This is a genomic window from Rhodococcus sp. FW305-130, from assembly GCF_058788335.1.
Map to the genome: position 1 here is coordinate 523,529 of NZ_JBYTAP010000003.1, position 24,763 is coordinate 548,291.

The following is a 24,763-nucleotide window of genomic DNA, read 5'->3' on the forward strand; positions in this document are numbered from 1 at the left end:
CTATGATTCGACATGTCCAATGATAGCAGTTCGAGGATTGTCGCAGCCTTGCGCGAATGGATCGCGACGGCTCCTCCAGGCGCGAAGCTTCCGTCCACTCGGTCGCTCGTGAGCCTGCACGGGGCGAGTCCGGTCACCGTGCAGAAGGCGCTGCGAACGCTGGTATCTCAGGGGGTTGTGGAGGCTCGTCCCGGTGTGGGGACCTTCGTACGCGCCGCACGCGTCGTGCGACCCAACGATTACGGGTGGCAGACCGCGGCGCTCGGATCGCCGAACTATCGTCTGCAGCTGCCTATTGCGCTGCAGTCCACCTCCAACGACGTGATCGCGCTGCATTCCGGCTATCCGGCCCGAGAGCTGTTGCCCGAAGGGCTGGTTCGTGCAGCATTCACCAGGGCGACGCGAACCGACGCTGTGTTCAATCGGCCCCTCGCTGCCGGGCTTCCGGAACTGCAGTCCTGGTTTGCCTCCGAATTGGGTTCCGCAACTCCTGCCGGCATCACTCCGCCGGGGCCGAACGACGTGGTTGTACTTCCCGGCAGTCAGGGTGGGCTTGCGACGTCCTTCCGCGCGTTGGTGGGGGAGGGGCGTCCGTTGCTCATGGAATCGCCGACCTACTGGGGTGCGATCCTGGCTGCCGCCCAGGCCGGAGTCACGGTCATTCCGATCTCCAGCGGCGCCAACGGCCCTGATCCTGAAGAGCTTTCGCGTGCATTCGAACAGACCGGTGCCCGGGCGTTCTACGCACAACCGAGCTTCGCGAGCCCGACGGGAGCGCTGTGGTCGCCGTCGTTGGCTGACAAGGTTCTCGACACCGTCCGTCGGCACGGCGCCTTCCTCATCGAGGACAGTTCGGCGCTCGACTTCGGAATCACCGCGGATCCCAGCCCCATCGCTGCACGCGACGACAGCGGACACGTCGTTTACCTTCGTGCACTGACCAAGAGCGTGTCGCCATCGGTGCGAGTTGCCGGATTGATCGCCCGAGGGCCGGCCTACGAGCGGATTCTTGCTGATACACAGGCGGATTCGATGTATGTCAGTGGGATGCTGCAAGCGGTAGCGCTCGACGTCGTGACCCAACCGGCCTGGCGTACGCACTTGCGCCGGCTTCGTCACCAACTCGAGGCCAGACGTGACCTCCTCGTGTCGAGTCTGCGCGAGCATGCGCCGGACGCTCACCTCGACGCTGTACCGCAAGGCGGACTCAACCTCTGGCTTCGGCTCCCCGACACCACGAATCTCGAACGTGTCGTGCAGGACTGCCGGTCGGCCGGCGTCATCGTCGGGGCCGGTGACGATTGGTTCCCGGCAGAACCGACCGGAAAGTTCCTGCGGCTCAACTACGCCGGACCGAACCCGGGTGAGTTCCCCGACGCCGCCCGCATCATCGGCCGAGCAATCACACAACATATGTAGAACTTCACCTCGCTGGTGGTTGACCTGAACTTCCGTTGAGGTTTTATCGTCGTGTCCATGAACAAACAAGCGATGCAGCCACCGGCCAATCAGCCGATCGGATTCTGGACAGCGCGCGCCGGTGAAGCGATTCGCGCGCGCACGCGCGGAGCGCTCGAAGCAATCGGCGTGACCCAGCCGGGGTGGTGGGTCCTGCACCAACTTTCGCTGCACCCTGAAGGGGTGGAGCGAGCTGTCCTCCTGCGAACGATCGGTCCGAACGAATCAACCGACGTGATCGACGCGGCCGTCGACTCTGCTCTCGACCTGGGCTGGGCGCGTGAAGACGAGTCTGTCCTTCTCCCTACTGATGCGGGCACCCAGCAGTTCGATCGCGCCGCGCGGGTACAGCAGATGCTGCAGGAAGAGCGGATGCAGGGAATCAGCGAAGAAGAATTCGTCACCACCATCACGGTTCTGCAGCGAACCATCAAGAACGTGGGCGGCGACGCCTGGCACTGGTAGCCACCACTACCGCCGCCCGCTGTCTGGCAGGGCGGCCTCGATCAACTCGACGGCACGAGATACACCGCCCGCCGCTGCGAGTTCTTTTGCCAACTCTGCACTGCGTCGGCGGAACTCGTCCGAGCTCACCCGAGTCAGCGCCTCTCGAAGCTCTACTGGCGTGACGGTAGCGCCGTCGACGCGTACTGCGACACCGGCGTCGACGAGTGAGTCGGCGTTGCCGAACTGATCGACGGCTTGCGGCACCGCGATCATGGGTGTGCCGGTCACGAGACCCTCGCTGGATCCGCCCATACCCGCGTGGGTCACGAATGCGTCGGCCTGCTGCAGAATCGCGAACTGCGGTACCCAGCGGTGTATTTCGACGTTGGCGGGCAGTGGTCCGAGATCCGAGATCTGCACCTGCTTTCCGATCTGGAGGACGACGTGCCAGCCGTCCGTCTGGCCGAAAGCCTCGACGCAGGTGCGATAGAAATCCGGATGATCGGTGAAGGCTGAACCCAGCGAAATCAACACAAGCTTGCGTTCGGGATCCGGGTTCACCCAGGGTTGATTGCTCGGTTCGAGTGCGGGGCCGACAAACGTGTAGACGTCGCGGTTCACTCGATCGGCGTTGGGCTGCATCGATTCTGCGATCAGCACGATTGCACGGGGTGGGCGTCCGGTGAACTCACGCGGATCGACCTCGACGCCTTCGGCGCGGAAGAACCGGGCCTCGCGATCGAGTAGGTCGACGCCTCTCGGATCGGAACGAATCTCGTCGTACATCGGTGCGGCGTCGGCTTCGTAGCCGTCCCAGGCAACATACGTCGGCGACAACTGGATGATGGGAACGTTCCACTGCTGAGCCAGTATTCGCGCGGGGATCCCGGCGATGTCGTAGAGAAAGAGGTCGGGACGGTCGTCGTCGTAGATTTGGCGCAGCTGCGGCAGCATCGCCTCGTAGTCGTCCTGGAAAATCGTCAACTGATCGATCAGATCCCCATCCCAACTCTTCTCCGGTTCGGCGCCGTCAGGGGAAGGAACGAGGCTGGGCAGCGTGGAGACGTACGGTGCGAATTCGGCCCCGGTCGCCTCGATGACCTCGCGCATCGACTCGTCGTTGGCGTAGGTGACGCGGTGACCGGCGGCGACGAGACGCGCGATGATCGCCAGGCTCGGATTGACGTGGCCAGGTGCCGGAATGCTCACCATGGCGATATGTCTGCGGGTCATCGATCACTCCTGCCGTCTGACTGTTGTCGAACAACAACTGTTCTGGAACAACTCCGGATACCGGACCGAGACTATCCACCAGGATGGGTAACGGCATCTGATTTTTGCCGGGGAAGTACCGTGCGCACTCGAGTAGGACTACGCATCCGAGTGCCGGGATGGGCGAGCAGACTTCGAAGCATGAGCACACCGACAACACCTTCGAAGACCACTGCAGCCTTCTATCTGCAGGCCGGAATAGCCTTTGCCGTCAGTTTTGTCGGCACCCTCCTCGGAATTGCGTATCTTCCGATCGATGCGTGGCAACGCGGATTTCTCGGAATGTCCTTGCTGTTCTTGGTCACCAGTACGTTCACGTTGGCCAAGGTGATTCGTGATCAGCAGGAGGCGTCTACCGTCAGGGTTCGAGTGGACGAGGCTCGACTCGAGAAGTTGATCGCCGAGCACGATCCGTTCAAGGCAGCTGCCTGAGTCCCATCGGCAAAGTGAGGACGAGCGTGCTGCCGAGTGGCTGCTCGTTGCGGCGGGCCGTCAGGTTGCCGCCATGCGCCAGCGCGAGGCTCCTCGCAATGGTGAGTCCCAAACCGGAGCCGTCGGATCGATCACCGCGATGGAAACGGTCGAAGACGGATTCGAGTTGGTCTGCGGGAATTCCGTCACCGGTATCGGTGACGGACACCGTGAGGTGATCACCTTCCCGTGCGAGTGTCACCTTCACCGAACCTCCGGTTGGAGTGTGCCGCAACGCGTTTTCGAGCAGGTTGGCGAGGATCTGTTCGATTCGTTGGCGATCGACCTCGGCCGTGACCGGTTGCGGAGGCAAGGCGGTTGTCAATTCGACTCCACGATCGGCAAAACGTGGCCCCGCTGCTGCCGTTGCGCTGCAGACGATGTCGTCGAGATTCTCGGTCCGGCGATCGAGTTCGAGAGCGTGTTCGTCGGCAGCGGAGACGTCCGCCAGATCGCACGACAGCCGACGCAGACGTTCGAGTTGATCGCGCATCACCGACCACGACGAAGGATCTGTCGGCACAACTCCGTCCTCGATACCGTCCACGTACGCAGCCAAAGTCGATACCGGAGTGCGCAATTCGTGGGCAAGGTCGGCAAGCAGTCGTTTGCGGACCCGATCCGAATGATCAAGGCGTGCAGCCATGTCGGCGAATGCCGTTTCGAGACGCGTGAAATCGGCATCTACGTCGGACCTGCCGATAGTCACGTCGAAGTTCCCGTCGGCGACGCTTTGCGCCGCCTCTGCCAGCATGGTGATCGGTGCCGTGACGCGTCGGACGATGTAGACCGCGGCGATGCCTGCGCCCACCAGCGCGACCGCGATCCCGCACAACAGAGCAATGGTCATGGTCTGAGCGAATGCTTCTTCGGTGTGGGTACGGACATTCGAGTCTTCGATGCCGGCCATCATGAGGTGGTTGTGAAAGAGCGGGGCAGCGACGGCGATGGCAACGGCGGCGATGACGAGGCAGGCGACGAACAGGACGACAAGCTGCGCGAGCAGTAGTTTTCCGCGTAGCCCGAGTCTTTTCATGACGACCGTGTTCATGACGACCTCAGTGAGTATCCGACGCTCCTGACGGTTCTGATGAACCGCGGATCGGTCGCGTCGTCGCCGAGTTTGCGGCGTAATGCACGGACATGGACGTCGACGATGTGCTGGTCCCCGAACCAGGACGACCCCCACACCGAGGCGATGATCTCGGCCCGACTCCAGGCTGCGTCGGGTCGGGATGCGAGCGCGGACAACAGGGTGAACTCGGTGGGGGTCAGATCGACCAGGTTGTCGTCGACACGGACCGTGCGGGCCAGGACGTCGATGTCGAGTCCGGGAGGCGTTGGCAGCACTTTCGGCAGCAAACTCGACGCGCGTGGCCGTCTGAGCAGAGCTTTCACTCGCGCAACCAACTCGCGGGGGCCGAAGGGCTTGACCACGTAGTCATCCGCGCCGGCCGCCAGACCCGTCACCTTGTCCGACTCTTCACCGCGGGCGGAGAGCATCAGGATGTACGCGTCCGAGAAGGTGCGGATTCGTCGGCAGACTTCCATGCCGTCGAAGCCCGGGAGCATCAGATCGAGCACGATCAGCGCGGGCTCGAATTCGCGCACCGAGCGTACTGCGCTCGGCCCGTCGTGGGCGAGGCGAACGGTGAATCCTTCGCGTGTCAGATAGTTGGCGACAACCTTCGCGAGGGCAGTCTCGTCGTCGACGACAAGTACACGCCCCGGTTCCTCACCAGGTCGTAGTTCGGCGCTCATCAAACCGAGGTTAGTCGACTGCGTGTCTGCATTGCTGTCGTGTGGTGGTTTCCGCTCGACTGTGAAGATTCGATGAAGGAAGCCTGTTTGGGCCGGTTATCGGGCTTCGAGGCGGATTTTCGCCGGTAACGTGGCAACTGTGCATGTGCAGCATTGTTGTCAAATCAATTGTGGTGCAGTGCATATCGAACAGAATCAATTCTCGGGAGTGGAACATGTCTTTGACGGTCAGGAAGAGCGCCGCACGGTTCGTGCCGGTTGTGGCAGCGGCAGCACTGTTGATTGCCGGATGCTCGGACAACTCCGGGGAGAGCGTCAACCATTCTTCCGAAACAACTAGCGTCGCAGCACAGTCGGAGATTCCTGCGGGTGTCAATGCTGACGACATCGAGTTTCTCGAAGGGATGTACCCGCATCACGCGCAGGCATTGGACATGGCCAGAATGGTCGACGGTCGAACCGACAATGCCGAACTTCTCTCTCTTGCAGCGCAGATAGAGGCAGCGCAAGGCCCGGAAATGGCTCAGATGACGGAATTGCTGACGAAGTGGGGACGCCCCGATCCTTCGTCGAGTTCGATGGAGGGCATGGATGATTCGGCGCATGCGGGACACGGCGTCGGGATGGCCGAGATGCCGGGCATGATGTCGGCCGACGACATGACCGCCCTCACCGACGCCAGTGGCGCGGAGTTCGACAAGTTGTGGCTGACGATGATGATCGAGCACCACATGGGTGCCATCACCATGTCCCAGACCGAACTCGACAACGGGCTCGATCCATCGGCGGAAAAGATGGCAGAAGCGATCATTGCCGGTCAGCAGGCGGAAATCACTCAGATGGAAGCGATGTTGAAGGAGAAATGAACGGTTGACCTCGGCCGCGTGACCTTGCTCGGTGGCCGAGTCGGGCATACGTTCGAGGCTGATGGTTTGACCGCTGCAGTGCCGAAATCACACGCGAGGGGATGACCGCCACATGGATCACAGTCAGATGGACCATAGCGAGACGGACCATAGCGCGATGGACCATGGCCAGATGGAGCACGGTGCACACGGTGGTCACGCGGATCATGTCGCACAGTTCCGGACGTTGTTCGCAGTCATGCTGGTAATCGCAGTTCCGGTTGTTGCGGCAGATGCGATGTTCGCTGATCTGGTCGGGTACACATTGCCGGAAAACTCTCTGGTGGAATGGATCTCACCGGTACTCGGCACCGTGATGTACTTCTGGGGAGGCAAGCCGTTCCTCACCGGCGCTGTCGCTGAAATACGTTCTCGGCAACCCGGAATGATGCTTCTGATCGCACTTGCCATCACCGTTGCCTTCTTCGCTTCTTGGGCTGCAAGTCTGCACTGGGTGGATCACACTCTTGATTTCTGGTGGGAGCTCGCGCTTCTGATCGTGATCATGTTGTTGGGTCACTGGATCGAGATGCGTTCGCTCAGTCAGACATCGAGCGCCTTGGATTCGCTTGCCGCTTTGCTGCCCGACGAGGCCGAACGGGTGGTGGGGGAGTCGGTGGAAACCGTGCCCACCGCAGCTCTGGCCACCGGCGACCTGGTGATAGTTCGTCCCGGCGCCCGCGTTCCCTCGGACGGAACGGTCGTCGAGGGCAGTGCCGACATGGACGAATCCATGATCACGGGCGAGTCGAAGACCGTCCGCCGGACTGTCGGAGATCAGGTGGTGGCCGGCACCGTAGCCACCGACTCGGCACTTCGGCTTCGAGTCACCGCTGTGGGAGAAGACACCGCGCTCGCCGGTATTCGGCGCCTGGTCGAACAGGCGCAGAACTCGTCGAGTCGTGCTCAGGTGTTGGCGGACAAGGCCGCTGCTCTGCTGTTCTGGTACGCACTGGGCGCGGCAGTGCTGACCGCGATCGCCTGGAGTATTTGGGGCACACCGGAGAGCGCAGTCACCCGGACGATCACCGTTCTGGTGATCGCCTGCCCGCACGCGCTCGGGTTGGCGATTCCGCTGGTCGTCTCCATCGCGACGGAACGAGCAGCTCGGGCTGGGATTCTGATCACCGACCGCATGGCCCTCGAGGCGATGCGCAACGTAGACACCGTTCTCTTCGACAAGACCGGCACTCTCACCAAGGGGGAGCCCGCAGTGGTCGGTGTGCGCGGCGTCGACGGGTACTCCGACGACGAAGTTCTCAGCGCAGCCGCTGCCGTCGAATTCGACAGCGAACATCCACTCGGGCGCGCCGTCGTCGCAGCGGCGCGGGAGTTGTCGCTCGAATTCACTTCGGGTTCCGACTTTCAGGCGCACAACGGGATCGGGGTTGCTGCGGACGTCGGCGGCTCACGCGTCGGTGTCGGCGGACCGGGGATGTTGAGATCGGTCGGGGCCACAGCGATCCCGGGGACCGAAGAGTGGCTCAGTGACGGGTCGACGGTCCTGCATGTAGTGCGTGACGAGAAGGTAATCGGCGCATTGGCATTGGCCGACGAGATTCGCCCGGAATCAGCATTGGCCGTCGACGCCCTCCACGCTCGCGGTGTTCGAGTGGCCATGGTCACCGGAGACGCGGAGGCCGTGGCTCATTCGGTCGCCCGCAGACTCGGAATTGACGAGGTCTTCGCCGAGGTGCTTCCTCAGGACAAGGGCGCGCAGGTATCTCGGCTTCAGGCTGCGGGCCACCGCGTGGCGATGGTCGGTGACGGGGTCAACGATGCGCCGGCACTCGCCCAGGCGGATGTGGGTATCGCGATCGGTGCCGGAACCGACGTGGCGATCGCATCGGCGGGAGTTGTTCTGGCCAGCGATGATCCGCGTTCGGTGAGCTCGGTCATCGAGCTGTCCCGCGCCACCTACCGCAAGATGGTTCAGAACCTCTGGTGGGCAGCGGGATACAACGCGATCTCGGTTCCCCTCGCTGCGGGAGTACTGGCGCCCGTCGGGTTTGTGCTGCCGATGGAGGTCGGAGCAATCCTGATGTCGGTATCCACTGTGGTCGTTGCCGCGAATGCCCAGTTGCTGCGACGCTTGGACTTGCGGCAACCACCGGTGACCGCGTTCGAGTCGAGAGTGCTCACACCGCAGTAGTGAGCGGATGAAGGCGGACTACTGTCGGCTCAGGAACGGAACGAGCGCACGCAGCACAGCTTCGGAGTCCGCGACTGCGCTCGCGTGATCAGCCCCCTCGATCACAGTCAAGGCACTGTCCGGGATCAGCGACGCGAGATGCTCGGTATCCGGCAGGCGCTCGCGATCTCTCGATCCGACGAACAACAACGCCGGTGTGGTGATCCGTTGAAGCACGGCGTCGTCGATGCCCTGCTCCTTCTCGGCCCGGCGCATGTAGGCCGCGAGTGCGAGGGCATCGTTGATTCGAAAGGCAGTCGCAGTCTGTGGATCCACCGGTTTGCCGCGCCTCGCGCCCCAACCGCTCAGAAACCCCTCGATACCGCCGCTTTCGAGTGCGTCGATGCAGCCTGGGAAGAACAATGCGTCGAACGCCCCCGTCATCGGCCGGCTACTACCGCCCCCGACGGTCAGCGATCGCACCCGTTCGGAGTGCTCGACAGTCAGCGACATCACCGAGCGCCCGCCGAACGAGTATCCAAGGACGTGAGCCGGTTCGAACGGAGACTCCGTGTCGAGGATCTCCAGGAGATCGCCGACCACCAGATCCATTGCATACGAATCGGAGTCGTGTGGTTTGTCACTGCGTCCGTGACCCCGCATGTCGACGAGGATCAGACGATACTGTTCCTGGAGCGCCTTGACGTACCCGAAGCCACGCCAGATGGAGCGCGACAACGCTGTGCCGTGCACCATCAACAGGGGTGGGCCATCGCCCACGATCTGATAGGCGATCCGCGCACCGTCCACCGGATTTCTCACGTCGTGCAACACCCGTCCAGTATGGGTGCCAGCTACTGCGCACACGAACTCGAGTAGTCGTCCGGAGCCATTCCGACGGATGCCGTGAACTTTCACGACCAGTCGAGCAATCAACTCGGCCTCCCTCAGAGCTACCGGTCACTGCCCGGCCGGGCAGTACCCACCGTTCCAAGCAGTGCATCGGTGAAGGGGTCTGCCGTGCTGACGCCTGCGGCTATGCCCCGAAGCAGAGCCTCGAAATCAGTGGCAACTACGGTGACCTCCTCGAACTCAGGCTCTCCCCCACGGACAACCTGACCGTCCGGTGCGAGCGCCAGGTACTCGTACCCATTGCGTACCGACAGCAGAACCGGGAGGTGAGTGGACCAGAAGGCGTTGATCGCCGCGCGCTCAGCCGGCCCGGAAGCGACCGCCAGGCTCTCGTGCCGGAACGCATTCCAAGGAAACGCCTCATCACTGACGCCGACTCCACCGGCATAGTTCTCCGCCGAGAGAAACCACACCTGGTCGTCGGAACTGGCAAGTACGGAGAACGAACTCGCCCACACGATGAGTTGATCACAAACGCCGACCAGCGGTTGCGGAACTGGGGCAGAGGCCGATCGAGTAGGTTCTTCGCGAACCCAACCTGCGATCGACAGCGCGGCGGTTGCGTCGAGGTGAAGGCACATCGCCCCACAGTAAGGCCAGACCGTCTCGCACCGATAGCGTCAACCGTCGGCCTACTCGGGATCGATGTCCTGAATACCATTCTCGTCCATGCTGATCCATCGCGTTATGCCGATGTCGCGCAGGAACGGCAGATCGTGACTCACCACCACCATGGCACCGCGGAAATCGGAAAGTGCCTGCGTGAGGTGAGCGAGACTCGGTAGGTCCAGGTTGTTAGTCGGCTCGTCGAGAAGAAGCAGCTGGGGCGCGGGTTCGGCCAGAAGGATCGTCGCTAACGCCGCGCGCAATCGTTCACCGCCGGAGAGCGCAGAAGCCAACACGTCGGAATCCGTTCCCCGGAAAAGGAACCGTGCCAACTGCCCACGAATTTCCTCGGCTGTCGCGTGTGGCGCGGCCAAAGCGACGTTGTCCGCCACCGAGAGATTCTCGTCGAACACGTCGAGACGTTGGGGGAGCGCACGAGAGGCTACGAACGGAGTCGACGCAGCGAGTGCATCGAGCAATGTTGTCTTGCCGATTCCGTTGCGTCCCAGTAGCGCAATCCGCTCCGGCCCGGTGATCTGGAGCGATACCCCTTGGCCGCTCCGCAACGTAACCTCGGCGAGCCGCGCAACCTGCTGCCCCGGATGAACCTCTGTAGCAGGAAGGTCCAGGCGAATCTCGCGATCGTCTCGAAGGAGTTCCTCTGCCTCCGACAGGGCGGACTTGGCCTCGTCCACCTTCCCGATATGGTTGAGGGCCAGCTTTCCGGCCGAAACTTGGGCTTGGCGTTTTCGTTCCTGCGCGATAATCAGTGGCACCCGCTTGTTCTCGAACATCTTCTGCCCATAGCGCTTACGTCGGTCCAGTTTTGTTCGAGCGTCGATCAGCTCGCGGCTCTGCTTCGCCAGATCGGCCTTGGCGTCGCGAACAGTGGCGAGTGCGTTTTCCTGCTCAGCGGTCACGACCTCCTGGTAGTGCGAGTAGTTGCCGCCGAACACGCGTAGATCCCCCCGACGTAGTTCGACCGTGTACTCCGCGGTGTCGAGCAGTTCCCGGTCGTGGCTGACGATCAGTACGGTTCCCGGAAACTGTTGGACTGCAGCATGAACTCGTGATCGAGCGTCGCGGTCCAGGTTGTTGGTCGGCTCGTCGAGGAGCAGCACCTGCGGATTCTTCAGCAGCGTTGCGGTCAGGCCGAGTAGGACGGTCTCTCCGCCGGAGAGGGTGCCCACGGTTCGGCTCAGTGCCGCCGTATCCGGAACTACCTTCGCGAGGCCGAGTCGATGCAAGGTGGAGAGAGCGCTCTCCTCGATATCCCAGTTGTTGTCCACGAGTGCAAAGTCGGACTCGGATCCGTCACCGGTTTCGATGCGGTGCAATGCGTTTCGTAGTTCGTGGATACCGAGGATGCCGTCCAGCCGAACACTCGGATCGAGTGTGATGTCCTGACGGAGGTAGCCGACCTCGCCGGAAGCGGTTACTGATCCGGATTCCGGTGAGAGCTCTCCCGCGATCAATCGCAGCAGAGTCGACTTTCCCGATCCGTTAAGTCCCACGAGACCGACACGGCCACTGGGGAATACGAAGTTGGTGCGGGAAAAGACTGATTCGCCGTCCGGCCAGATGAAGGTGAGATCCGAGAGCGACAGAGAAGAATGGGATTGGGTCATGAGTACTCCAGAGGGTGCTTGGACTGTGCGCCCGGCTCAGCAATTGCTGATGGGTGCGAGTGCCTTCGCGTGATGAACCTCTAGAGGAGCAACGGCCCGTTTCCTGTTCTGTCGGGAATGATTCGTGTTCCAGGTTAGAACACTCGAGTGGTCCCCTGCAATCGAATTATTTTGTGCTGTCGGTCTCGTCAGTCTTCGGTGCTGAGATTTTCTGGTCCTCAGATTTTCGGGCCTTCGGACCGAAGATCGTCGACCTTCGACATTGCTTCTCGGAGTTCCGTGAGCCATTGTTCGCTGTGCTTGCCCGCCAACCGGACTGTCCACATGAGAGCGTCCGCACGCGAGCGAGCAACTCCCGCGTCCACCAAGGTGTCGAGAACCTTGCGTTCGGGCTGACGTAGTCGTGTCATCACCGGAACTGCGAGATGTGTGAACAGGACGGTCTTTTCGTCCAGGCGTACACCCCAGGCGACCTTGCGTCCGTAGCGAGCCTCGGCCTCGTCGGCGATTCGCATCCGGTCGGCGCGCGTGGTTTCACGAAAGCGCGAGATCCTTCCGTCCGCGGCGGCCTCGCCACCGTCGACTGCCGGGAGTTCACCGATCACGACGATTTCTTCGCGGTCGACCTGGACGTCGGCGGTCCCGGTGAACCAGTCATCTGGAAGTCGACCGGCAAACCAGTCGGACGCATCACTCGCGTCGGGAACCGATGCCTGTTGCCAACCTCCGGGACGGCCGAACCTGCGGTCGCCGGAGCTTTGTGAGTTCTTCATGGCGTTCTCCTCGGAAAGCTGGTGGAGCATGACGTGCGTTTATTGCACTGATTACATGATTACACCGATAGTCGAACCGGCGCCACAAATTCGGGCATGATCGGAGTCGTGCGCCTTTCACACGCTCGTCAGAGCTTCCGAACTTTCCGTCGTCCCGTGGCTGCCGTGGCTCTGGGGGTATTGGCCGCAGGATCGGTAGTTGCCTGCAGTTCTGGCCCTGACCAGCCGAAATCAGTGGCAGAGGAGTTCGCCTCCGCGCTCACGTCGGATGACGTACAAGCGGCGGCAGCCCTGACCACCGATCCGGCAGCGGCCTCGACTGCGATTTCGGCTCTGATCGACGGGCTGGGCAAGGACGAGGGAACATTCACCGTCTCCGACGCCACCGAGTCCGGTGATTCTGCGGGGACGTTCACACTCGATGCGGCGTGGAAGTTCGGTGAAGGTCAGGACTGGAACTACTCGACGCAGGGAAACGCGTCGAAAAGCGGGGACAACTGGCTGATCCAGTGGGACCCGGCGCTGCTGGCCCCGGACCTGACCTCCTCGACCACTCTGCGCTACACGCCCACGACCGGTGCGCCGCCGTCCGTGCTGGACGCGGCGGGTCAGCCGATCATGGAGCAGCAGGTGGTGACGCTGGTCAATCTCGATTCCGCTGCGGTTCCTCCGGTGGACACGGCAGCCGTGGCCGCCCTGCTCTCGCCCATCGCACCGACGATCACGGCGGCATCGCTCAGCGGCGACCTTGCGTCGGCGAGCGGGAAGCCGGTCACCGCAATCACTTTGCGTGCCGAGGATCTTGCACCGATCGAGGAGCGGTTGGCGGCGATTCCCGGAGTGAGCTTGGCGCCGCAAGCGCGGTTGCTCTCGGTGGACAAAACTTTGGCGTCGCCGACGTTCAGTGGGCTGTCCGATCTGTGGCAGGAGGGGCAGGACAAATCCGCAGGCTGGGCGGTGCAGCAGGTGAAGCAGAACGGAACCGTCACCACCGTCGCCGGCCAAGACGGGCCGGTCGCTCCGAACATCGCGACCACCATCGACCGACCACTGCAACTCGCCGCCGAGAACGCGCTCGCCGGGGTGACGCAACAGGCGGCGATCGTAGCGCTACAGCCGTCGACCGGAGCGGTGTTGGCGGTGGCCCAGAATGCCCCCGCCGACGCACAGGGCCCCATTGCGTTGACCGGCCTGTACCCACCGGGGTCCACGTTCAAGACCGTGACGACCTCCGCGGCGCTGCAAGCCGGCGTCGCTACACCGGACACCGTTCTGGCGTGCCCGGGTACCGAGAACATCGAGGGCCGTCAGATCCCCAACGACGACGAGTTCGACCTCGGATCGGTTCCGCTGCACACCGCGTTCGCGAAGTCGTGCAACACCACCATGGCCAGGATGGCCGTCGGTCTGCCTGCCGATGCTCTACACAACGCGGCTCTGCAGTTCGGGCTTGGCGTCGACTACGTCACTCCGGGCCTCACGACGGTGACGGGCAACGTCCCCGATGCGAACACACCCGCCGAACGCGTCGAGTCCGCGATCGGACAGGGCACGGTGACCGCCACGCCTTTCGGGATGGCTCTCGTGGCGGCCTCGATCGCCAACGGGACGACACCCGCGCCGATGTTGGTCAAGGGACAGCCCGGCGTGGCAGATCAGACCGTGGCACCCGCGCCCACCGAGGTGACCGAACAGTTGCGGGTGATGATGCGCGAGACCGTCACAGGCGGTACGGCAACGTCGTTGCAGGACATTCCGGGGCTTCTGGGCAAGACCGGTACGGCCGAAACCGAAGGTGGTCCAGCACACGGGTGGTTTGTCGGAATCAAGGGAGATCTCGCATTTGCGGTGTTCATTGCCGGCGCGGACAGCTCTTCGCCTGCGGTGCAGGTAGCGGGCACTTTTCTGCGCTGAAACCTGTTTTCCGTTGCAGTTGGATCACGCCGTCGTAGCTCAACCGTGACACGTTCGTAGGCATCCCGTGCTTGTTACTCGTGTGACAGAAGTAAAGAGTTACATGCATGGGGCCCGGAGGACAGCACAACCGTCGTGGAAAATATGTCGTTGCTTCGATAACTGCTGTCGTTCTGACAGTGGCGCTCGCGTCATGTGTCATCGGTGGGGAGAAGAAAACCGACGCCGCTTCGGTGGTGGAAGACTTCGTCACCGCCCTCAACAACCACGACGCCGAAGCTGCTGCGGCGCTCACGTCGTACCCCAACGCAGCCCGGCCCTCGATCCAGCAGATGTTCGACGGACTGGCCGCCAAGTCCACCGACTTCGACGTCGCTCAGGTCATGGATCTGGGTAGCGACTCCGGACTCTTCACACTCGACGCGTCCTGGAACTTCGGCGAAGGCAAGGACTGGAGCTACCAGTCGCAGGGCGAGGTTCGCGATCTTTCCGTCGGTTGGCGGGTGTCCTGGGACCCGTCAGTCCTGGTTCCCGACCTCGGAAACGGGCGCACCGTCTCGTACACCCGCACCGACGCTGCGCCGCCGAAGGTCGTCGACAGCACGGGCACCCTGCTCATGAACGAGCAGACCATCAACGCGATCACTCTCGACCCGGCGACCATGCCGGACCCCGTCGACACCACTCGTCGCCTCGCCGCAGTTCTCGAACCCGTCGCACCGTTGGTGACCTCGGAGTCGATGCTGGCCGACCTCGCGGCCAACCCGGGCAAGCCCGTCACCGCCGTACTGCTCCGCGATCCCGACTACGCGTACCTGGAAAGCGATTTTGCAATCCCCGGCGTCGTCGTGGTCAAGACACCCAAGCTGATCGCCTCCGATCGTCGTATCAACTCGCCGCTCCTGGACCCGCTTCGGACCGTGTGGCAGGCCAATCGCGACGCCACCGCCGGTTGGGCGGTCAACCTGGTGGAGTCCAACGGATTCCCGATCAAACAAGCCGGCTTCCAAGGACCTCCCGGCCCCGACGTCGCCGCAACCCTCGACTCGCACGCTCAACTCGCTGCGATCGAAGCCGTCGTCAGTGCAGGTACTCCCGCCGCCATCGTCGCGATCCGCCCGTCGGACGGCGCCATTCTGGCTGCAGCACAGAACAATCAGGCCATCGAACAGGGCCCGATCGCATTCACCGGGTTGCGCCCGGCCGGCGGCGCCCTCGATTTGGTCCGCCTCGCATCGTCGATGCAGAACGGCGTCGACCCCGGATCTGTGTCACCCGAACAGTTGGCCGACACCGGGCAGCAACTCGGACTCGGCAACGGCTTCCACATTCAGGGACTCGATCAGCAGACGGCAGTACTTGCCGCGAACCGCCCCGGCGTGGACCAGGCGATGAACAACGTCATGGCCAACAAGACGTCCAACGACGCGGACGCGCCGACAGTGACTCCGTTCGGAATGGCGATGCTCGCGGCATCGATCGCCCGCGGCAGTGCCCCGCTGCCGATGATGGTCTTCGGACAACCGGCTACCGCCGACGTCACGCCGACGGCATTGCCCGGCGACGTCAACAATCGTCTGCGCGACGCCATGCGAGGGGCCGGCGGACTGGCCGGGTACCCGGACATGATGGCGGCCGGTGCAGCGAGCGGTGACGATCGTTGGTTCTACGGATCGCGCGGAGACTTCGCGTTTGCAGTGTTCGTCGCAGACGCCGACGGCGGCGATCGAGCAATGCAGATGACGGACAAGCTCTTCCAGGAACTCGGCAAGCCTGCCGACAAGTAGTACCAGGCACCGCGGGTAGATTCCTGGTTCGTGAACCTGCTCGATTTCCTTTTCCTCGTCGTAGCGGGATTCTTCAGCGGTCTAGTCGGTTTTGTCACCGGTCTCGCATCGATTGTTTCGTATCCGGCGCTGCTGAGCGTCGGGCTTTCGCCGGTCAGCGCGAACATGACCAATACCGTCGCGTTGGTGGCCGTCGGCGTCGGCGCATTGGCGAACTCGTCCCGTGAAGTTGCCGACACCGGTCCGAAACTTGTTCGCTGGTCTCTCTATTCGGCTGCCGGTGGCATCATCGGTGCCCTGATTCTGTGGCTGGCACCGGAAGGTTCGTTCGAATCCGTTGTGCCGGCGATGGTTGTGTTCGCCTCGCTCGCGCTGCTACTGCAACCGAAGATTCGTGAGTTGTCCGGCGGCGGTGACCGTCCCGGAATCTACTCGGCCGCACTGTTTGCCGTCGCGGTCTACGGCGGCTATTTCGGTGCCGGTGCCGGCGTCATCTTCCTGGCCGCGACGCTCATCCTCACTTCCGAAACGGTGTGGCGTGCAACGATCCTGAAGAGCTTCTTTCTCGGCATTGCCAATCTTGTGGCTGCACTCATCTTCGCCTTCTCCGGACAGGTGCATTGGGTGGCCGCGTTGGCGATGGCGCTCGGAGCGTTGGCCGGAGGTTGGTGTGGCCCGCCCGTAGTCAAGAAAATCCCGCCATCGGTACTGCGTGTGGCAGTAGCGATAGCGGGATTCGTGCTGGCTCTGTGGTTGTGGGTGAAGTGAGACCGCCTACTTCACGCCCTGCATCAGCTTCTTGATCCAGGGCGAGGCAAGAGCAAGAAGTACTCCGATTCCGATTGACGAGAAACCGATGATCAGGAAGAACGGACGACTGTCGTCGATGTCGAAGTAACCGGCCAAGGTTCCCGCCATCGAAGAACCCAATGCAACGGACAAGAAGAACAACGCGACCATCTGGGTGTGGAAATGCTCGGGCGCGAGTTTGGTTGCAAGGGAAAGGCCGACGGGGGACAGGAAGAGTTCCGCGAAGGTGAAGAGCAGAAGCACTCCGGCAAGGCCGAGGAGCGGTGCACTGTTCGGTCCGCCACCGGTGATCGGGATGAATGCCAGGAACGCCAGACCCATCGTGCCGGTACCGAGCGCGAACTTGATCGGCGACGACGGCTGACGGTCACCGAGTTTTGTCCACATCGCTGCAAACACACCGGCAAAGATGATGATGAACACCGGATTGATCGACTGCACCCACGTCGGCGGGAAGTCCCAACCGAAGAGATTGCGGTCCAGGAGTTTGTCGGAGATCACCGGCACGGTGGTGAACTGCTGCTGAAACAGCGACCAGAAGGCCGCGCTCGCAATGAACATCGGGATGAATGCAAAGACTCGACTGCGTTCGACCTTGGTCACCTTCTTGCTGGTGAGCATGAGGAGGAAGTAACCGACCGAAGCGACGATCGTGAGTCCGACAACGACGTCGGACATGTTGTCCGCGGTGATCAAACCGGTGATCGAGGCGACCGCGACGACGACGATCGCAGCAATGCCGATCCCGATGTAGAGCGCGCGCTTGTCCGCGGGCAACGGGTTGCCGGGCTCGGCTCCAATTCCGTGAAGATGCTTCCGACCCAGCGTGTACTGGATCAGGCCGAGAGCCATGCCGACGGCGGCGAGAGCAAAACCGGCGTGGAATCCCCAGGCGTCCTGGACGGCTCCGGTGAGCAGTGGACCGACAAGACCGCCGATGTTGATGCCCATGTAGAAGATGGAGAATCCGGCGTCGCGGCGATTGTCCTGTTCGGAATATAGGTCTCCGACCAGAGAGGTCGCATTGGCCTTCAAGCCGCCGCTGCCGAAGGCAACCATGACCAGGCCGACACCCACACCCCACATGCCAGGAAGAACCGACAAGGCGATGTGGCCGGCCATCACCAGCGAAGCGCTGTAGAAGAGCGTGCGCTCGGAGCCGAGAAGTCGGTCGGCCACCCACGCGCCGAGAATCGTCGACAGATAGACGGTGCCGCCGTATGCGCCGACGATGCTGGTCGCTGCCGCCTGACTGATGCCGAGGCCGCCGTCGCTGACGCTGTAGTACAGGTAGTAGATGAGGATGCCTTGCATCCCGTAGAAGGAGAATCTCTCCCACATCTCGACGCCGAACAGGTTCGCCAGCGCAAAGGGTTGGCCGAAGAACCCCCGGTCTTCTTTCTCGCTACGTTCGACGGGCTCCGTAGTGTTGCTCATTCGAAAAGTGTCCTACGTGCTCGAGCATTTCGGGTGGTTCCGAGCCGTGGAGTTTGGTTACGACTTGGTGCGGATCCTCGCTACCAGCGGAGCGAGTGCGCGCCAACCGAGAAGGAACGCGCCGAGGACCAGCGTCGCGACGACGATGAAGCTGAACTGGGTGCCCTGGCCACTCAACACTCGCAGGATCATGCCGACGACGACGGCGCCGAGCCAAACGACAATGCCGGTGGGAAGAAGGAGAACGGCGTTGAACTTGTCGCGGTACAGCGCGAACGTGGCAGCCCATCCGATCACCAGGCCGGTCAGGAAGGGCCACGATGTCTTCGCCAGACCGGCGAGCGCATTGGCTTCTTCGTGGGTACGGCGCCCTATCGCGCAGAAGATTATGACAAGAATGGCGTCGATCAGCAGGAATGGTGCGTACTTCTTCACGCTCACACCATACGACTGTGCGCCTTTATTAACCGCGGGCGGTTAATAAAGGCGCACAGTGCTGTTAGGCCTGGAGGCCGGCTTCGATCTCGAGGGTGATCGTGATCTTGTCGCCGACAACTGCTCCGCCGCCTTCGAGGGGCATCTCGATGGAGATGTCGAAGTCCTTGCGGTTGATGACGGTGGTGGCTTCGAATCCGGCGACGGGGCCCTGGCCCATGCCCGGGTTGACGCCGTTGAACTCGAGGTTCAGCTCGACCTCGCGGGTGACGCCGTGGAGCGTGAAGTCGCCGGCGAGGACGAAGTCGCTGCCCTTGGAGCGCACTGCGGTGGACTTGAAGGTGGCCTTCGGGAACTTCTCGACGTCGAAGAAGTCAGCGGACTTGATGTGGCCGTCGCGCTGCTCGTTCTTGGTGTTGATGGAGTCCACGGAGATCTCGGCCTCGACGGCGGGGGTTCCGTCTTCGGCAACGGTGATCGTTCCCGAGAACTCGTCGAACGTTCCACGAACCTTGGAAACCATGAGGTGGCGAACCGAGAATCCGACAGTGGAGTGGACGGTGTCGATGACCCAGGTTCCGGCGGTCAATGTGGGCAAGGTTGCGGTGGTCATGGAAGCTCCTGAATAAGTAGTTGAATGTTCAAGTTCTTGTAGCTTCAACTATGGACCCCAGGAAATCCTTCCGCAAGATCATGTGAGCTGCATCACAGTGTTTGTGCTTGCGGCATAGACGGCGTGAAGCGCCGACGCTGTCACCGACTGATGCACCGCAATGCCCCAGCGCCCCTCGCTGTTCACCACGCATTCTGCGATGGTGACTGCCGAATTCGCACTACCGGAAGACCCCGGGTTACGGGGCAGTGAATGCTGGGTGAGCGAGACGACCTCGACGGCCGAGCCTTGGTCGGTCAGGATTTTGCTCAAGGCCTCGACCGGCCCGGACGCACTGGCTACAGCGGTGACCTCGCGTCCGTCGCGATCGATGGCGACGAACAACTGATCACCGTCGGCGGTGTGTTCCAGTGAGTACCGACGCACTCCTCCGTTGTACCCGTACTCGCGCAGCAGCAGTTTCCACAGCTGGTCGGCGGTCATTTCGGTGCCCGAGTCGTCGGTTTCGAGCTGCACCCGCGAGGCGAAGTCGATTTGCAGGCGCCGGGGGAGTTCGACCCCGTACTCGGTCTGCAACAGATAAGCGATTCCGCCTTTGCCCGACTGGCTGTTCACACGAATCACCGCCTGGTAATCGCGGCCGACGTCGGCGGGGTCGATCGGCAGATAGGGGACTGCCCACGGCGCCGATCCCGGATCGACGCCGGCAGCCTCCGCACTCTCGTAGTGATGGGCGAAGCCCTTCTTGATCGCATCCTGGTGGGTTCCGGAAAATGCCGTGTACACGAGATCTCCGCCGTACGGGTGGCGCTCGTGGACGGGAATTCGGTTGCAGTACTCCACCGTTCGACGGATCTTGTCGATGTCGGAGAAGTCGATTTCCGGATCGACGCCCTGTGCATGCAGATTCAGCCCCAGCGTGACCAGGTCGACGTTGCCCGTGCGCTCGCCGTTGCCGAACAGGCATCCCTCGACGCGCTGCGCGCCGGCCAGTACTGCCAGTTCGGCACATGCAACCCCGGTGCCGCGGTCGTTGTGCGGGTGGACCGAGAGAATCACCGAATCGCGTCGGGCCAGGTTCTGGTGCATGTATTCGATCTGGTCGGCATAGATGTTGGGGGTGGCGATTTCGACTGTGGCAGGCAGGTTGTGGATGACCGGGCGATCGGGACTGGCGTCCCAGAGTTCGGTGAGGCTGTTGCAGACCTGCAGGATGTAATCGGGTTCGGTGAGGTTGAAGACCTCGGGGGAGAACTCGAATCGCCACCCGTCGTGGCCTTCGCCGCCACGGGCCACGTCCTGTGCCGCGCGGAAAATCATGTCGTGCAGCTCTTCTCGCTCCTTGCCGAGAACCACGTTTCGCCACGTCGGCGCAGTCGCGGTGTACATGTGGACGACCGCGTTCGGCAGTCCCTCGATCGACTGGTACGTCCGTTCGATCAAATCCGTACGCGCGGCGGTGAATACGACGATGGTGCCGTCGTCGGGAACGAGATCGAACCGCACCAGGTCGCGAACGAAATCGAAATCGGTCTGGCTCGCAGAGGGATAGCCGACCTCGATTTCCTTGTAGCCGATCGCCACCATCAGTTCGAACATTCGGCGCTTGCGTTCCGGGTCCATCGGTTCTGCGAGGGCTTGATTGCCGTCACGCAGATCGACGGGCACCCACAGGGGCGCCGCGGTGGTGCGATTGGACGGCCACGTTCGGTCGAAAGTCGGAATGTCGACGCGATCCCACGCGGCGCGATAGCGCTCGGACGGCATGGGTGACGGCTTCTGGTTGTTCCAGCGGTTGGCGCGGGTTGTACTCATCTTCGGTTTCTCCTGCGGTCGAGTCGAGAGACCGGCATGGCGAAACCCCGCGGAGGGGTGCCGGTCTGTCAGGCCCCGCCGCGGCAGTCGAGAAGGAGTGCTCCTGTAGCCATGCGGGCTACACTAGAACGAAATCACTTATCAGACAACCTGAGGAGTTCACGTGTCACCGATCGTCGAGCGTCGGCTGCTCACCGACCAGGCTGCGGAGTTGCTGCGAGCGCGGATCGTGAGCGGTGAATGGGAAGTCGGCGCCAAACTTCCAGGTGAAACCACTTTGGCTGCGCAGTTGGGTATCGGTCGGTCCACCATCAGGGAAGCGGTGCGGACCCTCGCGGGCCTCGGCATGCTCGAATCGAGACAGGGTGCCGGCGTCTTCCTACGGAGTACGACGCCTCCGGATCAGTGGCCGCGCGTGCTCGAAGCCGAGGCGATTCTTCATGTCGTCGAGGTGCGAAATGCGGTCGAGATCGAAGCGGCTCGGCTGGCGGCACAGCGCCGCGATGCCGTTGACGTCGCGGCTCTGCGGCAGGCGTTGGACGGTAGAACTGCCGCCGCGCACTCTGGGGACGCAGCGTTTGTCGACGCCGACATTGCGGTCCACCGGGCAGTGGTGGATGCGGCACACAATCCCGTGCTGTCGGAACTCTTCGAGACTTTTGTGCCGCGTCTGCGGGCCGCGTTGATCGAGTTGATCGCGGTTCTGGACCTGCATCCACACAGTCAGCCGGATGCGGACGAGCATCGAATGTTGGTGGACGCCATCGAAGCCGGCGACGCGGAGGCAGCGGTACGGATCAGCCGGGCACACCTCGACGACATGGCGGCAGCGTTGCGACGTTAAACGCCCGGCTGTTCGCGGCGTTCGAACTCGAGATCCATCTCGAGGTCTTCGTGGTGGGTTGCACGGAATGACACGAGGAAGATGAGCCATCCCACCAGAGCGACAAGTACGAAACTGATTATCCGATAAACGAATACCGCTGCTGCGGCTTGCGCCCAGGTAGAGCCCGCCATGGTCAGTGCTGTGATGAGCACGGGCTCGACATAGCCGAGACCGCCCGGCATGAGGGGAATACTGCCCACCGCTTTCGCCGCTGTGAACGCGATCAGCAGGCCGGCGAAGGACGGATCGGCTCCTACTGCCCAACAAGCGAAACCGAGACAGAGGACGTCGGCAACTCGGTGAACTGCCGACCATCCGAAGGCAACCGCAGTGTCGGTCCGACTGAGTTCAACCGAGTCCAGTTGCTTGAGGATTTCGGACCAACGGTGCATACCGCGCCCGGTCGGGTTTTTGCGGGAACGGTTGTACAGCGCCAGAACTCGGTGCCCGATGCGTTCGATGCTGCCGGGATTCTGGGCTACGTATCGCAACGCCAGAAACAGTGCTGCCATGCCGACGAGCGAAATCGTCAGCGTCACCGGGCTGACCTTGGTGCCGAACGCCACTGCGCCAGTGGCACCGAGTAGTGCCAGAGTCGCGGCGGCGATGACACCGCACATTGCCAACTGCCAGGACGCGACAACCGGCGTCGCCCCCCACTTTCGAGTCTGCTTGTACGTGAACGCTGTCGAGAAGACCTGGCCGGCAGGCAACGTCAACGCCATCGCCGTGCTGGCGTAGATGACCGAGAGGTTCTTGAGGTGACCGGCGACAACACCTGCCGCGTTGAGAAGGCGCTGCTGAACGGACGCGTAACCACTGAGGGACACCGCCTGGGCGGCTACACAGGCAGCCACCCAACCCCAATGGATTTCGGTGAGAGCTTGCCAGTACTCGTTGAGACGAGGCCACAGGATGATTCCCTCGACGATCAGAAGGGCGATCAGAGCCACCCCGAGCAGCCACTTCAACCACCAGAAGCGCCCTCTGGCCCGACTGGTCTCGGCCACGGGCGAGCGTGGTCGTCTCAGTCGCCGTGGGGTATTTCCAGGCTGAGCCATCGACTCACCCTAACCAATTTGATCCGGATCGACCTCTGGATACTTTTCGGGCCACGCCAGATGCGTCAGTCGTCGGCGCCCACGCAGTTGGACTTGCTCGCCGAGTTCCCACTCGGCCTGTTCCTCTTCGTCGGCGAAATACAGCGCGCTCGTCGACGCCAGCACTCGGCTGGGCCGAAGTTTCGCGAGCTCGGTGAGCCGTGATGCTTCGTTGACCGGATCGCCGATCACGGTGTACTCGAAACGTTCGGCAGCACCGATGTTGCCGGCGACCGCGAGTCCCGCGCTCACGCCGATACCGACGTCCAAGCCGGTGATGTCGTTGAGCTTGAACCGCAGCTCGCGAGCCGCCGCGAGGGCTGCCGTCGGAGCGTCGGGTCGATCGAGTGGTGCACCGAAGATGGCGAGCGCCGCATCACCCATGAACTTGTTGACAAAACCGTGGTGGCGATCGATGACGTCGACGACCACACGGAAGAACTCGTTGAGCAGTTCGACCACTTCGCCCGGCGGGCGCTCGGCCGCGGCACCGGTTGATCCGACCATGTCGACGAACAGAACTGCCACGAATCGAGTTTCGCCGCCCAGTTCGGTACCGAACTTCAGCGCGCGCCGGGCCACGTCCTCGCCGACGTGCTGGCCGAACAGCTCACGCAGCAGGCGACGCTCGTCGGACTCTTTCATCATGCGGTTGAATCCGACCTGTAGCCGGCCGATCTCACTGCCGTCGAACACCTCGACGCGTACGTCCGTGGCGCCGCGCTGCACTCGCTCGATGGCGCGTCGCAGTTGTCGGATCGGATCGGAGATCTGAGTAGCCGTCAGCATCGACAGTGCAAAGGCCTGCACGATCGCCATGATCGAGATGAGCAGGATCGCCCACGCGAGCGAGTCGGGGGAGAACTCGAGATCGGTCGTGAGCTGCGTCGAGCACAGCAAGATGATGCCTGCGACGGGCATCAGCGTGCCGAGTCCCCAGGTCATCGCCAGCCGGGTTCCGACGCCCGGCGCCATGGTCCGATCGAATTCGCCCTCGCTCAACGCCTGGGCGGCGACCGGACGCAAGATGCGCTCGCCGAGCATGTAGGTGAACCCGAAGGTCGTGGTCGCGGCCATGCAGACCGTCACGATCACGGCGATCGCGAGTCCGGGCATCTCGGTGATGGTCAGGAACACGAAGATGATGCCGCCCAGAATCCACAGCACCAGGTGGACGATGGCCTGGCGAAGCGGCGCGTGCAGTGCCGCCATCTGCTCGGACCTCGTCGGCGGACCCCCGCGCAGCCGCCAACGGATGACCGACTTCAACATCATTGCCGCCGCGGTGAGGCTGACGGCACCGGCGAATGCCAGGTAAACGCCGAAGATCGCGAAGTTGCGGACCCGGTCGGCAACTATCGCGTCGGACTCTTGGATCGGAACGCCGTACCGCACGAAAGCGAAGACCAGCACCGCGCCGATCAGATTGGCCGCGAGCATGGAGAGCATATAGAGGGGCCACCGGCTGCGGATGGTCACCGCTATTGCTCTGTATGAGGCCCGCACAGGGTTCAATTTAGCTGGCAGAGCTCGAAGTGTTGGTACGCGCGTCCGATTATTGGTCCGCTCACCTGTGTCGGCCGGTCCGGTTAGGCTCGCGAG

At 62.6% G+C, this 24,763-nt stretch carries 22 protein-coding genes; 9 read left to right on the top strand and 13 right to left on the bottom strand.

Annotated features, from left to right (window positions below):
* The first annotated feature begins 12 nt into the window (after nt 1-12).
* Nucleotides 13-1,419, top strand: coding sequence for an aminotransferase-like domain-containing protein (locus tag AC3WQS_RS12390; RefSeq protein WP_019747079.1), 1,407 nt, complete (start codon nt 13-15; stop codon nt 1,417-1,419).
* A gap of 57 nt (nt 1,420-1,476) precedes the next feature.
* Nucleotides 1,477-1,923, top strand: a complete 447-nt coding sequence (locus AC3WQS_RS12395; protein ID WP_024487534.1) for a hypothetical protein — start codon at nt 1,477-1,479, stop codon at nt 1,921-1,923.
* Between the two features lie 6 nt (nt 1,924-1,929).
* On the opposite strand, the gene AC3WQS_RS12400 is transcribed toward AC3WQS_RS12395, so the two are convergent.
* Nucleotides 1,930-3,138: a macrolide family glycosyltransferase gene (locus AC3WQS_RS12400; protein WP_172932307.1), complete on the bottom strand. Its 1,209-nt coding sequence runs from the start codon at nt 3,136-3,138 to the stop codon at nt 1,930-1,932.
* 180 nt (nt 3,139-3,318) lie between these two features.
* On the opposite strand from AC3WQS_RS12400, the gene AC3WQS_RS12405 reads away from it, so the two are divergent.
* Complete coding sequence (locus AC3WQS_RS12405; protein ID WP_003945505.1) at nt 3,319-3,609, top strand: YiaA/YiaB family inner membrane protein; 291 nt, start codon at nt 3,319-3,321, stop codon at nt 3,607-3,609.
* Here the strand turns inward: AC3WQS_RS12405 and AC3WQS_RS12410 are convergent.
* Both AC3WQS_RS12410 and AC3WQS_RS12415 read right to left on the bottom strand, forming a co-directional pair.
* Nucleotides 3,593-4,699, bottom strand: coding sequence for a sensor histidine kinase (locus AC3WQS_RS12410; protein WP_492712672.1), 1,107 nt, complete (start codon nt 4,697-4,699; stop codon nt 3,593-3,595). The genes AC3WQS_RS12405 and AC3WQS_RS12410 overlap by 17 nt on opposite strands.
* A complete protein-coding gene (locus tag AC3WQS_RS12415) occupies nt 4,696-5,409 on the bottom strand; it encodes a response regulator transcription factor (protein ID WP_446696377.1) in 714 nt (237 codons plus the stop codon). The genes AC3WQS_RS12410 and AC3WQS_RS12415 overlap by 4 nt, the downstream gene beginning before the upstream one ends.
* A 215-nt stretch (nt 5,410-5,624) precedes the next feature.
* On the opposite strand from AC3WQS_RS12415, the gene AC3WQS_RS12420 reads away from it, so the two are divergent.
* Nucleotides 5,625-6,275, top strand: coding sequence for a DUF305 domain-containing protein (locus AC3WQS_RS12420; protein ID WP_446696376.1), 651 nt, complete (start codon nt 5,625-5,627; stop codon nt 6,273-6,275).
* A gap of 112 nt (nt 6,276-6,387) precedes the next feature.
* Nucleotides 6,388-8,466, top strand: coding sequence for a heavy metal translocating P-type ATPase (locus AC3WQS_RS12425; RefSeq protein WP_446696375.1), 2,079 nt, complete (start codon nt 6,388-6,390; stop codon nt 8,464-8,466).
* An 18-nt stretch (nt 8,467-8,484) separates the two neighbouring features.
* Here the strand turns inward: AC3WQS_RS12425 and AC3WQS_RS12430 are convergent, their stop codons facing one another.
* From AC3WQS_RS12430 to abmR, 4 genes are all read right to left on the bottom strand, one after another.
* Nucleotides 8,485-9,255 carry an alpha/beta fold hydrolase gene (locus tag AC3WQS_RS12430; protein ID WP_024487536.1) on the bottom strand — a complete coding sequence of 257 codons (771 nt, stop codon included), beginning with the start codon at nt 9,253-9,255 and terminating at the stop codon, nt 8,485-8,487.
* A 143-nt stretch (nt 9,256-9,398) separates the two neighbouring features.
* Nucleotides 9,399-9,938 (bottom strand): hypothetical protein, encoded by a 540-nt coding sequence (locus AC3WQS_RS12435; protein ID WP_021343034.1) that lies wholly within the window; start codon nt 9,936-9,938, stop codon nt 9,399-9,401.
* Between the two features lie 51 nt (nt 9,939-9,989).
* A complete protein-coding gene (locus AC3WQS_RS12440) occupies nt 9,990-11,591 on the bottom strand; it encodes an ABC-F family ATP-binding cassette domain-containing protein (protein WP_492712671.1) in 1,602 nt (533 codons plus the stop codon).
* A 218-nt stretch (nt 11,592-11,809) separates the two neighbouring features.
* Nucleotides 11,810-12,364 (bottom strand): ATP-binding transcription factor AbmR, encoded by a 555-nt coding sequence (gene abmR / locus AC3WQS_RS12445; RefSeq protein ID WP_029254565.1) that lies wholly within the window; start codon nt 12,362-12,364, stop codon nt 11,810-11,812.
* 96 nt (nt 12,365-12,460) lie between these two features.
* On the opposite strand from abmR, the gene AC3WQS_RS12450 reads away from it, so the two are divergent.
* The 3 genes from AC3WQS_RS12450 to AC3WQS_RS12460 all read left to right on the top strand — a co-directional run bounded on the left by AC3WQS_RS12450 (nt 12,461) and on the right by AC3WQS_RS12460 (nt 16,833).
* On the top strand, nt 12,461-14,278 hold the full coding sequence (locus AC3WQS_RS12450) for a penicillin-binding transpeptidase domain-containing protein (protein WP_211918315.1): 1,818 nt from the start codon (nt 12,461-12,463) through the stop codon (nt 14,276-14,278).
* Between the two features lie 107 nt (nt 14,279-14,385).
* Nucleotides 14,386-16,065 carry an NTF2-like N-terminal transpeptidase domain-containing protein gene (locus AC3WQS_RS12455; protein ID WP_020968573.1) on the top strand — a complete coding sequence of 560 codons (1,680 nt, stop codon included), beginning with the start codon at nt 14,386-14,388 and terminating at the stop codon, nt 16,063-16,065.
* A gap of 30 nt (nt 16,066-16,095) precedes the next feature.
* A complete protein-coding gene (locus AC3WQS_RS12460; RefSeq protein WP_003945554.1) occupies nt 16,096-16,833 on the top strand; it encodes a sulfite exporter TauE/SafE family protein in 738 nt (245 codons plus the stop codon).
* A 6-nt stretch (nt 16,834-16,839) separates the two neighbouring features.
* On the opposite strand, the gene AC3WQS_RS12465 is transcribed toward AC3WQS_RS12460, so the two are convergent.
* From AC3WQS_RS12465 to AC3WQS_RS12480, 4 genes are all read right to left on the bottom strand, one after another.
* Nucleotides 16,840-18,312: a peptide MFS transporter gene (locus AC3WQS_RS12465; protein ID WP_019747095.1), complete on the bottom strand. Its 1,473-nt coding sequence runs from the start codon at nt 18,310-18,312 to the stop codon at nt 16,840-16,842.
* A 57-nt stretch (nt 18,313-18,369) separates the two neighbouring features.
* Nucleotides 18,370-18,747, bottom strand: coding sequence for a DUF3054 domain-containing protein (locus AC3WQS_RS12470; RefSeq protein WP_020968574.1), 378 nt, complete (start codon nt 18,745-18,747; stop codon nt 18,370-18,372).
* Nucleotides 18,748-18,811: 64 nt separating this feature from the next.
* Nucleotides 18,812-19,360, bottom strand: a complete 549-nt coding sequence (locus tag AC3WQS_RS12475; RefSeq protein ID WP_019747097.1) for a YceI family protein — start codon at nt 19,358-19,360, stop codon at nt 18,812-18,814.
* A 78-nt stretch (nt 19,361-19,438) separates the two neighbouring features.
* Nucleotides 19,439-21,175, bottom strand: a complete 1,737-nt coding sequence (locus AC3WQS_RS12480; protein WP_492712670.1) for a 2-isopropylmalate synthase — start codon at nt 21,173-21,175, stop codon at nt 19,439-19,441.
* Between the two features lie 163 nt (nt 21,176-21,338).
* On the opposite strand from AC3WQS_RS12480, the gene AC3WQS_RS12485 reads away from it, so the two are divergent.
* Nucleotides 21,339-22,019 carry a FadR/GntR family transcriptional regulator gene (locus AC3WQS_RS12485; RefSeq protein WP_007734477.1) on the top strand — a complete coding sequence of 227 codons (681 nt, stop codon included), beginning with the start codon at nt 21,339-21,341 and terminating at the stop codon, nt 22,017-22,019.
* Here AC3WQS_RS12485 and AC3WQS_RS12490 read toward each other — a convergent pair.
* Both AC3WQS_RS12490 and AC3WQS_RS12495 read right to left on the bottom strand, forming a co-directional pair.
* Nucleotides 22,016-23,122 carry a lysylphosphatidylglycerol synthase transmembrane domain-containing protein gene (locus AC3WQS_RS12490; RefSeq protein WP_029254570.1) on the bottom strand — a complete coding sequence of 369 codons (1,107 nt, stop codon included), beginning with the start codon at nt 23,120-23,122 and terminating at the stop codon, nt 22,016-22,018. The genes AC3WQS_RS12485 and AC3WQS_RS12490 overlap by 4 nt on opposite strands.
* Nucleotides 23,123-23,131: 9 nt before the next feature.
* Nucleotides 23,132-24,610, bottom strand: coding sequence for an adenylate/guanylate cyclase domain-containing protein (locus AC3WQS_RS12495; RefSeq protein WP_003945952.1), 1,479 nt, complete (start codon nt 24,608-24,610; stop codon nt 23,132-23,134).
* Nucleotides 24,611-24,763 lie beyond the last annotated feature (153 nt).

Coding starts and splice junctions, on each gene's coding strand:
- AC3WQS_RS12390 (WP_019747079.1), top strand. CDS start 13: ATGTCCAATGATAGCAGTTCGAGGATTGTCGCAGCCTTGCGCGAATGG.
- AC3WQS_RS12395 (WP_024487534.1), top strand. CDS start 1,477: ATGAACAAACAAGCGATGCAGCCACCGGCCAATCAGCCGATCGGATTC.
- AC3WQS_RS12400 (WP_172932307.1), bottom strand. CDS start 3,138: ATGACCCGCAGACATATCGCCATGGTGAGCATTCCGGCACCTGGCCAC.
- AC3WQS_RS12405 (WP_003945505.1), top strand. CDS start 3,319: ATGAGCACACCGACAACACCTTCGAAGACCACTGCAGCCTTCTATCTG.
- AC3WQS_RS12410 (WP_492712672.1), bottom strand. CDS start 4,699: ATGAACACGGTCGTCATGAAAAGACTCGGGCTACGCGGAAAACTACTG.
- AC3WQS_RS12415 (WP_446696377.1), bottom strand. CDS start 5,409: ATGAGCGCCGAACTACGACCTGGTGAGGAACCGGGGCGTGTACTTGTC.
- AC3WQS_RS12420 (WP_446696376.1), top strand. CDS start 5,625: ATGTCTTTGACGGTCAGGAAGAGCGCCGCACGGTTCGTGCCGGTTGTG.
- AC3WQS_RS12425 (WP_446696375.1), top strand. CDS start 6,388: ATGGATCACAGTCAGATGGACCATAGCGAGACGGACCATAGCGCGATG.
- AC3WQS_RS12435 (WP_021343034.1), bottom strand. CDS start 9,938: ATGTGCCTTCACCTCGACGCAACCGCCGCGCTGTCGATCGCAGGTTGG.
- AC3WQS_RS12440 (WP_492712671.1), bottom strand. CDS start 11,591: ATGACCCAATCCCATTCTTCTCTGTCGCTCTCGGATCTCACCTTCATC.
- abmR (WP_029254565.1), bottom strand. CDS start 12,364: ATGAAGAACTCACAAAGCTCCGGCGACCGCAGGTTCGGCCGTCCCGGA.
- AC3WQS_RS12450 (WP_211918315.1), top strand. CDS start 12,461: ATGATCGGAGTCGTGCGCCTTTCACACGCTCGTCAGAGCTTCCGAACT.
- AC3WQS_RS12455 (WP_020968573.1), top strand. CDS start 14,386: ATGGGGCCCGGAGGACAGCACAACCGTCGTGGAAAATATGTCGTTGCT.
- AC3WQS_RS12465 (WP_019747095.1), bottom strand. CDS start 18,312: ATGAGCAACACTACGGAGCCCGTCGAACGTAGCGAGAAAGAAGACCGG.
- AC3WQS_RS12475 (WP_019747097.1), bottom strand. CDS start 19,360: ATGACCACCGCAACCTTGCCCACATTGACCGCCGGAACCTGGGTCATC.
- AC3WQS_RS12480 (WP_492712670.1), bottom strand. CDS start 21,175: ATGAGTACAACCCGCGCCAACCGCTGGAACAACCAGAAGCCGTCACCC.
- AC3WQS_RS12490 (WP_029254570.1), bottom strand. CDS start 23,122: ATGGCTCAGCCTGGAAATACCCCACGGCGACTGAGACGACCACGCTCG.
- AC3WQS_RS12495 (WP_003945952.1), bottom strand. CDS start 24,610: ATGCTCTCCATGCTCGCGGCCAATCTGATCGGCGCGGTGCTGGTCTTC.